This is a genomic window from Halomonas ventosae (assembly GCF_004363555.1).
Taxonomy (GTDB): domain Bacteria; phylum Pseudomonadota; class Gammaproteobacteria; order Pseudomonadales; family Halomonadaceae; genus Halomonas; species Halomonas ventosae.
Map to the genome: position 1 here is coordinate 15,769 of NZ_SNZJ01000027.1, position 12,853 is coordinate 28,621.

The window sequence follows — 12,853 nt, forward strand, 5'->3', positions numbered from 1 at the left end:
ACAGGACGAACGCCTTCACGATAGCGGATCCTGCCACTGATGCACCAGCCCGATGAACCTGGGGAGGGACCTCGGCAGCACCGCTTACCATGACGCCAGCTGTTTCCGATCGGAAACGCGGCAAGCCTACTGTCGGCGGCGCCGGGGAGCAAGGAGATGGGGTCTGTCGCCACCGGCCGCCGGGGCGCGCCCCGGATCTCGCTCGCCGTAGGCCGTGCGGCCCGGCGCACCCCAGGACACACCGCCCTCCCGTCGGGCCCGGCACTGGACGAACCGGCCCCGGCGGACCACCCTGTGAACGGGTCGCGCCGCACCAGGCAACGAACCGACCCACCGGGAGGACTCGCCAAATGCCGACAATGGCGTTAGCATTCGCGGATCCGAAAACCTTTTTCGTATAGGAAATCACGATGAGCTCTATCCCCGCCAACCTGCGCTATGCCGAAAGCCATGAATGGGTCCTCGACAATGGCGACGGCACCGTGACCATCGGCATCACCGACCATGCCCAGGAGGCGCTGGGCGACGTGGTCTTCGTCGAGCTGCCCGAGGTGGGCCGTACACTGGCCGTGGGCGACGAGTTCGGCGTCATCGAGTCGGTCAAGGCCGCCTCCGACCTCTACGCCCCGGTGGCCGGCGAGATCCTCGCGGTCAACGAGGCCCTCGAGGATGCCCCAGAGACCGTCAACGAGTCGCCCTACGAGGATGGCTGGATCATGAAGGTACGCCTCGAGGACGCCAGCGTCCTCGACGACCTGCTCGATGCCGACGCCTACCAGGCCGTCGCCGCCGACGAGGAGTGATCCTCACCCCGGCGCCCCCTCGGCACCGGCCAGTCGCGCCGGCCGCCGACGACGGGCGCCCTGTCCGGCCTCGTCCCTGACGGGGCCGGCCCGTTTCGATGATTCCCGGGGCGAGGCCCCGTCACGCACACAGGGTGTTCCATGGCTTTCGACAACCGCCGTCTGGCCGATCTGGCCGCTCACGATGCCTTCCTCCAGCGCCACAACGGACCGGCCGGCGCCGACGTGGACGGCATGCTCACCTCCCTCGGCATGGAGAGCCTGCCCTCGCTGATCGAGGCCACCGTCCCCGCCGACATCCGGCTGGGACGCGAGCTGGACCTGGACCCGCCCAAGAGCGAGGCCGAGGCCCTGGACTACCTGCAGCGCCTGGCCCGCCAGAACCGGGTCGTCAAGAGCTACATCGGCCAGGGCTACTACGACACCCACCTGCCGACGGTGATCCAGCGCAACGTGCTGGAGAACCCCGGCTGGTACACCGCCTACACGCCCTACCAGCCGGAGATCTCCCAGGGCCGCCTGGAGGGCCTGCTCAACTTCCAGCAGATGGTCATGGACCTCACCGGCATGGAGCTGGCCAACGCCTCGCTGCTCGACGAGGCGACGGCCGCCGCCGAGGCCATGGCGCTGTGCAAGCGCGCCAACAAGAAGGCGAAGAGCGACACCTTCTTCGTCGCCGAGGACGTCTTCCCCCAGACCCTGGACGTGGTGCGCACCCGCGCCGCCTGGTTCGGCTTCGAGCTGGTGGTGGCCCCGGCCGAGGAGCTCGCCGAGCACAACGTCTTCGGCGCCCTGCTGCAGTACCCGGGCGACAGCGGCGAGGTCCGCGACCTGGCGCCGCTGATCGAGACCGCCCGCGAGCGCGGCGTGATGACCTGCGTGGTCGCCGATATCATGGGCCTGGTACTGCTCAAGGAGCCGGGGGCGCTCGGCGCCGACATGGTGGTGGGCTCCTCGCAGCGCTTCGGCGTGCCGATGGGCTATGGCGGCCCGCATGCCGCCTTCTTCGCCACCACCGACAAGCTCAAGCGCTCGATCCCCGGCCGCATCATCGGCGTCTCGAAGGACAGCCGCGGCGCGACGGCGCTGCGCATGGCCATGCAGACCCGCGAGCAGCACATCCGCCGCGAGAAGGCCACTTCCAACATCTGCACCGCCCAGGCGCTGCTGGCCAACATCGCCGGCTTCTACGCCGTCTACCACGGTGCCGAGGGGCTGCGGACCATCGCCTCGCGCATCCACCGCCTGACCACGATCCTCGCCGAGGGGCTAAAGGCCAAGGGCGTCACCCTGGCCCACGACAGCTGGTTCGACACCCTGCGCCTGACCGGCGTGGATGCCGGCAAGCTGCATGGCCGGGCCATGACCCACGACCTCAACCTGCGCTACTTCGCGGGCGGCGACGTGGGGCTGAGCCTCGACGAGACCACCACCGCCCACGATGTGGACGTGCTGTTCGACGTGCTGCTCGGCGAGGAGCACGGCCTCTCGGTGCGCGAGCTCGACGACCGCGTGGTGGCCGAGGGGGCGAGCGGCATCCCCGCCGCCTGCCGCCGCGAGTCGGACTTCCTGACCCACCCGACCTTCCGCCGCTACCACAGCGAGACGGAGATGCTGCGCTACCTCAAGCGCCTGGAGAACAAGGACCTGTCGCTGGCCCATGCGATGATCCCGCTGGGCTCCTGCACCATGAAGCTCAACGCCACCAGCGAGATGATCCCCATCACCTGGCCGGAGTTCGCGCGCATCCACCCCTTCGCGCCCCGCGACCAGGTGGCCGGCTACCGGCAGATGATCGACGAGTTGGCCGCCTTCCTGGTGGAAGTCACCGGCTACGACCACATCTCCATGCAGCCCAACTCCGGGGCCCAGGGCGAGTACGCCGGCCTGGTGGCGATCCGCCGCTACCAGGCCGCCGAGGGCGAGGGGCACCGCGACGTCTGCCTGATCCCGAGCTCGGCCCACGGCACCAACCCCGCCTCCGCCGCCATGGCGCGGATGAAGGTGGTGGTGGTGGAGTGCGACGGCGACGGCAATATCGACATCGACGACCTGCGCGCCAAGGCCGAGCAGCACCGTGACGCCCTCTCGGCGATCATGATCACCTACCCCTCCACCCACGGGGTGTTCGAGGAGAGCGTGCGCGAGGTGTGCGAGATCGTGCATGGGCACGGCGGCCAGGTGTACATCGACGGCGCCAACATGAACGCTCAGGTGGGCCTGACCCGCCCCGGCGACTTCGGCGGCGACGTCAGCCACCTCAACCTGCACAAGACCTTCTGCATCCCCCACGGCGGCGGCGGCCCGGGCATGGGGCCGATCGGCGTCAAGGCCCACCTGGCCCCCTTCGTCTCCAACCATGTGGTGACGCCGCTGGAAGGGGTCGAGGCGAGCTGCGGCGCGGTCTCGGCGGCGCCCTTCGGCAGCGCCTCGATCCTGCCGATCTCCTGGGCCTACATCAAGATGATGGGCGCCCGCGGCCTGCGCGAGGCCACTGAGCTCGCGATCCTCAACGCCAACTACGTCGCGTCGCGCCTCGAGAGCCACTACCCGGTGCTCTACAAGGGCCGCAACGGCACCGTGGCCCACGAGTGCATCATCGACATCCGCCCGCTCAAGGCCGAGTCGGGCATCAGCGAGGAGGACATCGCCAAGCGCCTGATGGACTACGGCTTCCACGCCCCGACCATGTCCTTCCCGGTGCCCGGCACGCTGATGATCGAGCCCACCGAGTCGGAGTCGCGCTACGAGATCGACCGCTTCTGCGACGCCATGATCAGTATCCGCGAGGAGATCGCCGCCGTGCAGCGCGGTGACTGGCCGGCGGACGACAACCCCCTGGTCAATGCCCCGCACACCATGGCCGACCTGATGGACGCCGCCTGGGAACGCCCCTACTCCCGCGAGCACGGCGCCTTCCCCTCGGAGGCGGTCAAGGCGGCCAAGTACTGGCCGGCGGTCAACCGCGTCGACAACGTCTTCGGTGACCGGCAGCTGATCTGCTCCTGCCCGAGCATCGACGAGTATCGTGACTGACAGACGCGACTGACGACGCCAATCGCCCGCGCGACCCCGCGGCAAGACAGCAGGCCCCGCCATGGCGGGGCCTGCTGCCGTCAGGCCTCGTGGCGCTCCGGCCCCTCGCCGAAACCGAAGCGTTCGTGACGCCGCTGCTCGCGATAGCCCTCGAGCAGCCGCACGTAGCGCCGCGGCATCTGCTCGCCGGCGCGCATGACCAGGTGCAGGGTCTCGTGGACCGGCTGGGGCAGGGAGAGCTCCTTGACCTGGCGCTGCCAGGGCGAGGTCTCCAGCACCACGCGCGAGACCACCGTGAACCCCAGCCCGCGCGCCACGGCATCCAGCACCATGCTCACCTCGTTGGTGAAGCCCTGGCGCGGGAAGTGGCTCATGGAGCGGAAGTCGGGAAAGTTGGCCCGCAGCAGGGCCCCGGCGTGGTCCTCCCCGCCCGAGTAGTTGATGAAGCCGATCCCCATCAGGTCGGCCAGGCCGTTCCCGGCGAAGTCCGCCGGCACCACCAGACAGAGCGGCTCCTGGTGCCATGGCTCGCAGTCGAGGTCAGGATGGCGCACGGCCTCGGTGATGATCCCCAGGTCATGACGGCCACCCAGCACGTCGGCGACGATCTCGCCATTGAAGGCAAAGCTGTAGCTCACCGTGAGACCCGGCTGCATCTGCTGCTGGCCGAGGATGAAGGGATAGAGCATCAGGCCGACACTGCCCGGCGAGGCGAGGCGACATTCGCCGCTGTCCAGGCTGTCGTTGTCCAGGGAGTGGCGGAACTGCTCGTGCTCGGCGAACAGCTTGAGCGCGTAGTCGTAGGCACGCCGCCCGCTCTCCGTGAGCACGAAGCGCCGCCCCTGGCGATCCAGCAGCGGCTTGCCGAGGTATTCCTCGAGCTTGCGCACGTGCTGGCTGACCCCGGGCTGGGTCATCTCCAGGCGGCGGGCAGTGCGCGTGAAGCTGCCGGTCTCGACCAGGGTGATGAAGGTGCGGAAATAGCGGGCGTTGAACATGGGGCGTCACGTCACGGGCAGTGGCCTGGCAGCCCGGATTCTACCAGCTTGCCACCAGGCCCGCAGCGCTGCCCGCCCGTGGCGCGGCGTGGTAGCATCGCAGGACGAGCAATGCCGCCATGACGACAGGGAACGCCAAGCATGCCCGACACCATTTCCACCACCATCTCGCCGGAAGGCAGCCTCGAGATCCTCTCCCAGCAGGAGGTCGAGCGCCTCCACGACACCTCCCGGAGCGGCCTGCATGAGCTGCTGCGCAACTGCTCGCTGGCGGTACTCAACTGCGGCAACCTGACCGATGATGGCCTGGCCCTGCTGGAGACCTATCGGGACTTCGACATTGAGGTGCTGCAGCAGGACCGCGGGGTACGCCTCAAGATCACCAATGCCCCGGCCGAGGCCTTCGTCGACGGCAAGATGATCCGCGGCATCCGCGAGCACCTCTCCGCGGTGCTGCGCGACATCGTCTACGTCTACAACGAGATCCAGACCCGCCATCGCTTCGACCTGCGGACCGCCGAGGGCACCACCAACGCGGTCTTCCATATCCTGCGCAAGGCCGGGACCCTCAAGCCGGGACGCGACCCCAGCCTGGTCGTCTGCTGGGGCGGCCACTCGATCTCCCGCGAGGAGTACGACTATACCAAGTCGGTCGGCTACCACCTGGGGCTTCGCGAGCTGGACATCTGCACCGGCTGCGGGCCCGGTGCCATGAAGGGGCCCATGAAGGGCGCCAACGTGGCCCATGCCAAGCAGCGTCGCACCCAGGGACGCTACCTGGGGGTCTCGGAGCCCGGCATCATCGCCGCCGAGGCACCCAACCCCATCGTCAACGAGCTGGTGGTGATGCCCGACATCGAGAAGCGCCTCGAGGCGTTCGTGCGGCTGGGACACGGCATCATCGTCTTCCCGGGGGGCGTGGGCACCGCCGAGGAGATCCTCTACCTGCTGGGGATCCTGCTGCACCCGGACAATGCCGACATGGAGCTGCCGGTGATCCTCACCGGGCCCGCCGATTCTGCCGACTACTTCAAGCGCATCGACGAGTTCCTGGTCTACACCCTGGGCGAGGAGGTACGCCGCCTCTATCGCATCGTCGTCGACGACGCCGTCGAGGTCGCCCGCACCATGCGCAAGAACATCGACGCGGTGACCGAGTATCGCCGCAGTCGCCAGGACGCCTTCTACTACAACTGGCGCCTGACCGTGGCCCGGGACTTCCAGGAGCCCTTCGAGCCCACCCACGAGGCCATGGCCGGACTGGCGCTCCACCGCGACCAGCCGGTCCACGAGCTGGCCGCCAACCTGCGCCGCGCCTTCTCGGGCATCGTCGCCGGCAACGTCAAGGAGCGGGGCATCCGCGCCATCGAGGCCCATGGCCCCTTCCGGCTGCATGCCGAACCGGCGCTGATGGCGCGCCTCGACGAGCTGCTGGCCTCCTTCGTCGACCAGGGCCGCATGAAGCTCGCCGGCGACTATGTGCCCTGCTATACGCTGGGATAGGGGCAAGGGGCAAGGGGCAAGGGGCAAGGGGCAAGTCAGCATGACGCGGAAACAGCAGGAGCAAGCCAAGGGGGTTTATCCTTGTAGCTTGCTCCTTGTGGCTTGAGGCTATTCTAGCGAGGCACCCTGACCCACAACCACAGGGCATGCAGCAGCAGCCCAAGGGTCGCGCCGTGGGAGACCAGCAGCTCCCAGCCGAAGAAGTCGCTGGTCAGGGCGTGCCAGGCCGTCATCACGACCAGGCCCGCACCCAGGCAGAGGCCCAGGCGACGCAGCAGGGCGGGAAGGCGCGAGCGCGCCTCGCCCGGGAGCAACCGCCACTGCAGCAGGGCCACTACGGCCACCACGGCCAGCGCCATCAGCATCAGCGACAGCTGCGTCTCGTGCCCCCCCACCTGGTAGCGAGGCAGGGTTGCCAGCATCAGCACCCCGAGCCCCACTAGCAGGCTGAGGCGCTCCGCTGTGGGCGTCGCACCCACCTCAGGCCACCTTCAGCTGCTGGGCGTCGATCCACTCCTCGACCCAGGGCAGGGCCTCGTCGTCCGCCATGAAGGTCTCCATGGCATCCACCTCGAGGCGCTCGCCGAGGCGCTGGGCGCCCTGCCCCTCGAGCAGCGCATCGAGATGGCGTCCGGCACCGCAGAAGGTGTCGCCATAGGAGCTGTCGCCCAGGGCGATGAGGCCGTAGCGCAGACCACCAAGGCCGGGACTCTGCTCCTCGAGGTCACGGGCGAAGGGCACGATGTTGCCGGGCAGGTCGCCGCTGCCGGTGGTGGAGACGCAGAACAGCGCCAGGTCGGTGGGCGAGCCGATGAGGTCGTCGAGGGTCGGCTGGTCGAAGATGGCCACCTCGTAGCCGGCCTCCTCGAACAGCGGCTTGACCTGCTCGGCGACGTCCAGGGCCCCGCCGTACATGGTGCCTACGAAGATCTTGAGCATGGGCATGTCATGGATTTACCTGAGAATTTCTGTCGGATTTTAACATGGGGGTGCGGCATGGGGCCACGCCCTGGCGCCTGCAGTGTCGCCAGAGCCCGAGTACAATGGTCGGACTTTCCCCTGAGGCGTGCACGGAGGCATCATGCAGCAGACCTTCGAGACCTGGATCACCCCGATCATGATCGGCGGGTTGATCCTCTTCATGTGCTTCATCATCTGGGACCTGGCGAAGAAGTCCCAGGCCGGCCGCTTCGGCACCATCATGCTCTTCGTGGTGCTGGGGGCCGGGATGCTGGGCTATGTCCTGAAGGTGGTCATCACCTGGATGCTGGAGAGCGGCAACGGCGTGTGACGACATGCCGAGCAACCGCCCACGAAAAACGCCACTCCTCGGAGTGGCGTTCTTGATGATCAGCAAGGAGATCAGTGAGCCTCGCCGCGGTACCCCTCGACCTGGCTCTTGAGCTTCTGTCCGGGCCGGAAGGTGACCACCCGCCGCGCCGAGATCGGAATCTCCTCGCCGGTCTTGGGGTTGCGACCAGGTCGTTCACGCTTGTCGCGCAGGTCGAAGTTGCCGAACCCCGAGAGCTTGACCTGCTCGTTCTCGCGCAGGCAGCCGCGTATCTCCTCGAAGAACGCCTCCACCATGGACTTGGCCTCGCGCTTGGAGAGGCCAAGCTCGGCGTGCAGATGTTCGGCCAGTTCCGCCTTGGTCAACGCACCCATCTTGTCACACCCATGTTGTCGTCCTCGTGGCGCTGGTCCTGCCGATCGACGACACGCCGGGCCTCAGGCGCGCAACTCGGCCCCCAGATGCTGACGGGACTCCGCGACGATGGCATCAACCAACTGATTGATTTCCTCGTCATTAAGCGTGCGCGATGGATGCTGCCAGGTCAAGCCCAGGGCCACGCTCTTGAGGCCTTCCGGCACCCCCTTGCCCAGGTAGACATCGAACAGGTGCGACTCCACCAGCCACTCGCCGGCCTCGGCCCGGATGGTGTCGAGCAGCGTCTGCACCGGCAGCCCCTCCTCGACCAGGAAGGCCAGGTCGCGGCGCACCTCGGGATGCCGCGAGAGCGGCGTGAAGGCCGGCACCCGCCCCTGGGTCAGCGCATCGAGGCGCACCTCGAAGAGCAACGCATCGACCTTGAGGCCGAGCCTCGCGCGCACCGCCGGATGCAGGGTGCCGATCCAGCCGGCCTCCTCGCCACGATGCAGGACGCGGGCGCACTGGCCGGGGTGCAGGGCCGGGTGCTCGCCGGGCTCGAAGCGCCAGGCCTGGGGCTCGCCGAGGGCCAGCAGGCTCTCCAGGTCCCCCTTGAGGTCGAAGAAGTCGACCGGCGCCCTGCCGCCGGTCCAGCCCTCAGGTTCGCGAGGCCCGCAGACCAGCGCCCCGAGCATCGGGGTCTGGTGCAGGTGGTCGAGCTCGCCGCGGAAGACGAGGCCGGTCTCGAACAGCCGCACCCGGTCCTGCTGGCGATTGAGGTTGTGCTGAAGGGCCCGCACCAGCCCGGGAAAGAGGCTCGCGCGCATCACCGAGAGGTCGCTGGAGATGGGGTTGGCCAGCGCCGGCGAGACCGCCTCGGGATGCAGCGCCTGCTGCAGCTCGGGGGCGACGAAGCTGTAGGTCACCGCCTCCTGGTAGCCGCGCGCGACCATCTGGCGGCGCAGCCTTGCCAGCGGCGTGTGTGCCTCGTGGGCCGCGCGCAGGGCCAGGCGGACCTGGGGACGGCGCACCGGCAGGCGATTGTAGCCGTGGATGCGCGCCACCTCCTCGATCAGGTCCTCCTCGATGGCGATGTCGAAGCGCCAGCTCGGGACCTGCACGGTCCAGTCCTGCTCGCTGACCGTCACCCCCAGGCCGAGGCGCTCGAGGATCTCGGTCACCTCGTCACGGGGCAGCGACTTGCCCAGCGCCTGCTCCAGTCGTGCGGCACGCAGGGTCGCCTGGCGACCGTCCGGCAGGTGTGCCTCGCTTGCCACCTCCACCAGGGGCCCCGGCTCGCCGCCGGTGATCGCCAGCAACAGGGCGGTGGCCCGCTCGGCGGCCTCACGGGGCAGGCTCGGGTCGACACCGCGCTCGAAGCGGTGCGAGGCGTCGGTGTGCAGGCCATAGGAGCGCGCCTGGCCGGCAACCGCCAGCGGCGAGAAGAAGGCGGCCTCGAGGAAGATGTCGCGGGTCTCGGGGCTCACGCCGGAGTGTTCGCCGCCCATCACGCCGGCGATCGCCAGCGGGCCACGCTCGTCGGCGATGACCAGCGTGGAGCCCTCCAGGGTGATCGCCTGGCCGTCGAGCAGCACCAACTGCTCGCCTTCCCGGGCCAGCCGCACGACCACGCTGCCGTGCAGGTTGGCGCGGTCGAAGGCATGCAGGGGCTGGCCGAGCTCGAGCATCACGTAGTTGGTGACATCCACCACCGGGTCGATGGCGCGGATACCGCTGCGGCGCAGCCGCTCGACCATCCACAGCGGGGTCTCGGCGGTGACGTCGACGCCCTTGATGAGGCGACCGATGTAGCGCGGGCAGCGCTCGGCATCCTCGACGCGTATCGGGAAGGTCTCATCGAGGGTGGGCGCCACGGGGGCGAGCTCGGGGCCCGACACGGCCAGCCGGTTGAGCACTCCGACCTCGCGGGCCAGCCCCTTGAGACTCAGGCAGTCCCCGCGGTTCGGCGTGAGATCCACCTCGATGGTGTGGTCGTCGAGGCCCATGAAGTCACGGAACCCCTCGCCTACCGGCGCGCTGGCCGGCAGCACGAGGATGCCCGCGGAGGCTTCCTCCTCGAGGCCCAGCTCGGAGGCCGAGCAGATCATGCCGCGGGACTCGACGCCGCGCAGCTTGGCCTGCTTGATCGTGAAGTCTCCGGGCAGCACCGCCCCGACCCGGGCGAAGGGGACCTTCTGCCCCACGGCCACATTGGGTGCCCCGCAGACCACCTGGACGGGCTCGCCGCTGCCGTCATCGACCCGGCAGACGTTGAGCTTGTCGGCATCGGGATGCGGCTCCTTGCCGACCACCTCCGCCACCACGACCTCGCTGAAGGCGGCGGCCACCGGCTCCACGGCATCAACCTCCAGGCCGGCCATGGTGATCTGGTCGGCCAGCGCCTGGGTGGAGAGCGCCGGTGAGACCCAGTCACGCAGCCACTGTTCGGAAAATTTCATGTCAGATCCTATCGCTGTGTTCTGCTTGTCCGGGGGTCGATCAGGCGAACTGGCGCAGGAAGCGCAGGTCGTTGTCGAAGAACAGCCGCAGGTCATTGACGCCGTAGCGCAGCATGGCCAGCCGCTCGGCGCCCATGCCGAAGGCGAAGCCGGTGTAGCGCTCGGCGTCGATGCCGGAGTGACGGAACACCTCGGGATGCACCATCCCGCAGCCCATCACCTCCAGCCAGCCACTGTGGGAGCAGACCCGGCAGCCCTCGCCACCACACATCACGCACTGGATGTCGACCTCCGCCGAGGGCTCGGTGAAGGGGAAGTAGGAGGGCCGGAAGCGCACCGAGAGGTCATCACGCTCGAAGAAGGCGTGCAGGAAGTCCTGGATGGTGCCCTTGAGGTCGGCGAAGCTGACGTCCTCGTCGACCAGCAACCCCTCGACCTGGTGGAACATGGGGGTGTGGGTCAGGTCGGAATCGCTGCGGTAGACGCGCCCGGGGCAGACGATGCGGATCGGTGGTTCGGCCTCCTTCATGGTCCGCACCTGGACCGGCGAGGTATGGGTTCTCAGCAGCCGGGTGGCATCGAAGTAGAAGGTATCGGCCATGCCCCGCGCCGGGTGATGCGCGGGGATATTGAGGGCCTCGAAGTTGTGGTAGTCGTCCTCGATCTCGGGACCGACCGCCACGTCATAGCCGATGCGGGTGAAGAGCCCCTCGATGCGCTCCAGGGTCAGGGTCACCGGGTGCAGGCCCCCGCTGGGCTGGCCGCGCCCCGGCAAGGTCACGTCGAGGCGCTCGGCCGCCAGGCGCGCCTCGAGGGCCGCCTTCTCCAGGGCCTGACGGCGCTCGTCCAGTTCCTTGCCCAGGGCCTGCTTGGCCTGGTTGATGCGCTCGCCCGCGGCCGGGCGCTCCTCGGCAGGCAGCTTGCCCAGCCCCTTGAGCAGCGCGGTGATCTCGCCCTTCTTGCCGAGATAGCGGACGCGCAGTTCGTCCAGCGCGGCCAGGCTGTCGGCGGCGTGGATGGCGTCGCGGGCCTCGGCAACCAGAGTGGGAAGGTGGTCCATCCGTTGAGCTCCGAAGTCTTTCAAAAAAACAGGGGAAGAGCGGCTGCTCTTCCCCTGCGACGATCATGGTCCGGCGTCACGGCACATGCCGCGGCCGGCCAAGGGTCGACGTCCCTTACTGGGCAGCCTTGGCCTTCTCGACGATGGCGGCAAAGGCAGCCTTCTCGTTGACGGCCAGATCGGCCAGCACCTTGCGGTCGATCTCGATTCCGGCCTTCTTCAGGCCACCGACGAAGCGGCTGTAGGACAGGCCGTGCTGACGGGCACCGGCGTTGATGCGCTGGATCCACAGGGCGCGGAACTGGCGCTTGCGCTGGCGGCGGTCACGGTAGGCGTACTGGCCAGCCTTGATGACGGCCTGCTTGGCCACGCGGAAGACGCGTGAACGGGCACCGTAGTAGCCCTTGGCCTGCTTGAGGATCTTCTTGTGACGGCGACGTGCAACGACGCCACGCTTGACGCGAGTCATGGCTTACTCCTGACGGTAGAGGGTTGCGACCAAGGGGTTACAGGTTCGGCAGCATGCGCTGCACGAGCTGCTTGTCGGCGTCGTGGATCTGCTTCATCCCACGCAGCTGACGCTTCCGCTTGGTGGACTTCTTGGTCAGGATGTGGCTGCGAAACGACTGCTTGTGCTTGAAGCCGTTGGCCGTCTTCTTGAAGCGCTTGGCAGCGCCGCTGTTGCTCTTGATCTTCGGCATGAGGTTAACTCCGCTCGAGGTTTCTTCAGAAAATCCGTGGCCGACGGAAGGGCCTTTCGCCTTCCGCCCGTTGGACTGGCCGTCGGATCACTTCTTCTCTTACTGCTTCTTCTTGGGGGCAATGATCATGATCATCTGGCGCCCTTCCATCTTGGGGAAGGACTCCACGGTCCCGATCTCCTCGAGATCGGCAGCGATCCGCTCCATCAGCTTGCGGCCGATGTCCTGGTGCGCCATTTCGCGACCGCGGAAGCGCAGCGTGACCTTGCCCTTGTCGCCACCTTCGAGGAAGCGGATCAGGTTCTTCATCTTGACCTGATAGTCCCCCTCGTCGGTGCCAGGCCGGAACTTGACTTCCTTGACCTGGATCTGCTTCGTCTTCTTCTTCTGAGCAGCCTTCTGCTTCTTCTGCTCGAAGACGAACTTGCCGTAGTCCATGATCTTGCAGACGATGGGGTCGGCATTGGAAATCTGCACGAGGTCCATACCGGCCGCTTCGGCTCGCTCCAGCGCCTCGCCGGTGGGCACGATGCCCAGCTGCTCGCCGTCGCTGTCGATCAGGCGAACCTGATCCTCGGTAATCCGCTCGTTCATGGGGGGGCGCTTGTCTTGAACACGCCCTCTTGGGTTGCTTCGCTTGATGGT

General features: G+C 67.9%; 13 protein-coding genes. 4 read left to right on the forward strand and 9 right to left on the reverse strand.

What is annotated here, in order from left to right; all coding sequences use genetic code 11:
• Positions 1-410 precede the first annotated feature (410 nt).
• The gene (gene gcvH, locus DFP85_RS17765; protein WP_133637758.1) at positions 411-803 is read left to right on the forward strand and encodes a glycine cleavage system protein GcvH; all 393 of its coding nucleotides are present in this window, start codon (positions 411-413) and stop codon (positions 801-803) included.
• 141 nt (positions 804-944) lie between these two features.
• On the forward strand, positions 945-3,839 hold the full coding sequence (gcvP, locus tag DFP85_RS17770; RefSeq protein WP_133637759.1) for an aminomethyl-transferring glycine dehydrogenase: 2,895 nt from the start codon (positions 945-947) through the stop codon (positions 3,837-3,839).
• An 80-nt stretch (positions 3,840-3,919) separates the two neighbouring features.
• Here the strand turns inward: gcvP and DFP85_RS17775 are convergent, their stop codons facing one another.
• A complete protein-coding gene (locus DFP85_RS17775) occupies positions 3,920-4,837 on the reverse strand; it encodes a LysR family transcriptional regulator (protein ID WP_133637760.1) in 918 nt (305 codons plus the stop codon).
• 141 nt (positions 4,838-4,978) lie between these two features.
• Here DFP85_RS17775 and ppnN point away from each other — a divergent pair, with 141 nt between their 5' ends.
• Positions 4,979-6,340: a nucleotide 5'-monophosphate nucleosidase PpnN gene (gene ppnN, locus DFP85_RS17780; RefSeq protein ID WP_133637761.1), complete on the forward strand. Its 1,362-nt coding sequence runs from the start codon at positions 4,979-4,981 to the stop codon at positions 6,338-6,340.
• A 113-nt stretch (positions 6,341-6,453) separates the two neighbouring features.
• On the opposite strand, the gene DFP85_RS17785 is transcribed toward ppnN, so the two are convergent.
• Both DFP85_RS17785 and DFP85_RS17790 read right to left on the reverse strand, forming a co-directional pair.
• Positions 6,454-6,819, reverse strand: coding sequence for a hypothetical protein (locus DFP85_RS17785; protein WP_133637762.1), 366 nt, complete (start codon positions 6,817-6,819; stop codon positions 6,454-6,456).
• Position 6,820: 1 nt separating this feature from the next.
• Positions 6,821-7,285: a flavodoxin gene (locus DFP85_RS17790; RefSeq protein WP_133637763.1), complete on the reverse strand. Its 465-nt coding sequence runs from the start codon at positions 7,283-7,285 to the stop codon at positions 6,821-6,823.
• Positions 7,286-7,421: 136 nt separating this feature from the next.
• Between DFP85_RS17790 and DFP85_RS17795 the strand changes: the two genes are divergently transcribed.
• The gene (locus tag DFP85_RS17795; RefSeq protein ID WP_106230962.1) at positions 7,422-7,631 is read left to right on the forward strand and encodes a DUF2788 domain-containing protein; all 210 of its coding nucleotides are present in this window, start codon (positions 7,422-7,424) and stop codon (positions 7,629-7,631) included.
• A gap of 71 nt (positions 7,632-7,702) precedes the next feature.
• Here DFP85_RS17795 and ihfA read toward each other — a convergent pair whose 3' ends face one another.
• The 6 genes from ihfA to infC form a co-directional block, all read right to left on the reverse strand.
• Positions 7,703-8,005: an integration host factor subunit alpha gene (gene ihfA / locus DFP85_RS17800; protein ID WP_106230963.1), complete on the reverse strand. Its 303-nt coding sequence runs from the start codon at positions 8,003-8,005 to the stop codon at positions 7,703-7,705.
• Between the two features lie 63 nt (positions 8,006-8,068).
• Positions 8,069-10,447 (reverse strand): phenylalanine--tRNA ligase subunit beta, encoded by a 2,379-nt coding sequence (gene pheT / locus DFP85_RS17805; protein ID WP_133637764.1) that lies wholly within the window; start codon positions 10,445-10,447, stop codon positions 8,069-8,071.
• A gap of 40 nt (positions 10,448-10,487) precedes the next feature.
• On the reverse strand, positions 10,488-11,507 hold the full coding sequence (gene pheS, locus DFP85_RS17810; protein WP_106230965.1) for a phenylalanine--tRNA ligase subunit alpha: 1,020 nt from the start codon (positions 11,505-11,507) through the stop codon (positions 10,488-10,490).
• A gap of 115 nt (positions 11,508-11,622) precedes the next feature.
• The gene (gene rplT / locus DFP85_RS17815; protein WP_013332273.1) at positions 11,623-11,976 is read right to left on the reverse strand and encodes a 50S ribosomal protein L20; all 354 of its coding nucleotides are present in this window, start codon (positions 11,974-11,976) and stop codon (positions 11,623-11,625) included.
• A 37-nt stretch (positions 11,977-12,013) separates the two neighbouring features.
• Positions 12,014-12,208 carry a 50S ribosomal protein L35 gene (gene rpmI, locus DFP85_RS17820; protein ID WP_016854829.1) on the reverse strand — a complete coding sequence of 65 codons (195 nt, stop codon included), beginning with the start codon at positions 12,206-12,208 and terminating at the stop codon, positions 12,014-12,016.
• Positions 12,209-12,307: 99 nt separating this feature from the next.
• Positions 12,308-12,850, reverse strand: a complete 543-nt coding sequence (gene infC / locus DFP85_RS17825) for a translation initiation factor IF-3 (RefSeq protein ID WP_279512953.1) — start codon at positions 12,848-12,850, stop codon at positions 12,308-12,310.
• Positions 12,851-12,853: the final 3 nt, after the last annotated feature.

Bases quoted from the DNA above. Each gene is read 5' to 3' on its own strand.
- gcvH (WP_133637758.1), top strand. From the start codon at position 411: ATGAGCTCTATCCCCGCCAACCTGCGCTATGCCGAAAGCCATGAATGG.
- gcvP (WP_133637759.1), top strand. From the start codon at position 945: ATGGCTTTCGACAACCGCCGTCTGGCCGATCTGGCCGCTCACGATGCC.
- DFP85_RS17775 (WP_133637760.1), bottom strand. From the start codon at position 4,837: ATGTTCAACGCCCGCTATTTCCGCACCTTCATCACCCTGGTCGAGACC.
- ppnN (WP_133637761.1), top strand. From the start codon at position 4,979: ATGCCCGACACCATTTCCACCACCATCTCGCCGGAAGGCAGCCTCGAG.
- DFP85_RS17790 (WP_133637763.1), bottom strand. From the start codon at position 7,285: ATGCCCATGCTCAAGATCTTCGTAGGCACCATGTACGGCGGGGCCCTG.
- DFP85_RS17795 (WP_106230962.1), top strand. From the start codon at position 7,422: ATGCAGCAGACCTTCGAGACCTGGATCACCCCGATCATGATCGGCGGG.
- ihfA (WP_106230963.1), bottom strand. From the start codon at position 8,005: ATGGGTGCGTTGACCAAGGCGGAACTGGCCGAACATCTGCACGCCGAG.
- pheT (WP_133637764.1), bottom strand. From the start codon at position 10,447: ATGAAATTTTCCGAACAGTGGCTGCGTGACTGGGTCTCACCGGCGCTC.
- pheS (WP_106230965.1), bottom strand. From the start codon at position 11,507: ATGGACCACCTTCCCACTCTGGTTGCCGAGGCCCGCGACGCCATCCAC.
- rplT (WP_013332273.1), bottom strand. From the start codon at position 11,976: ATGACTCGCGTCAAGCGTGGCGTCGTTGCACGTCGCCGTCACAAGAAG.
- rpmI (WP_016854829.1), bottom strand. From the start codon at position 12,208: ATGCCGAAGATCAAGAGCAACAGCGGCGCTGCCAAGCGCTTCAAGAAG.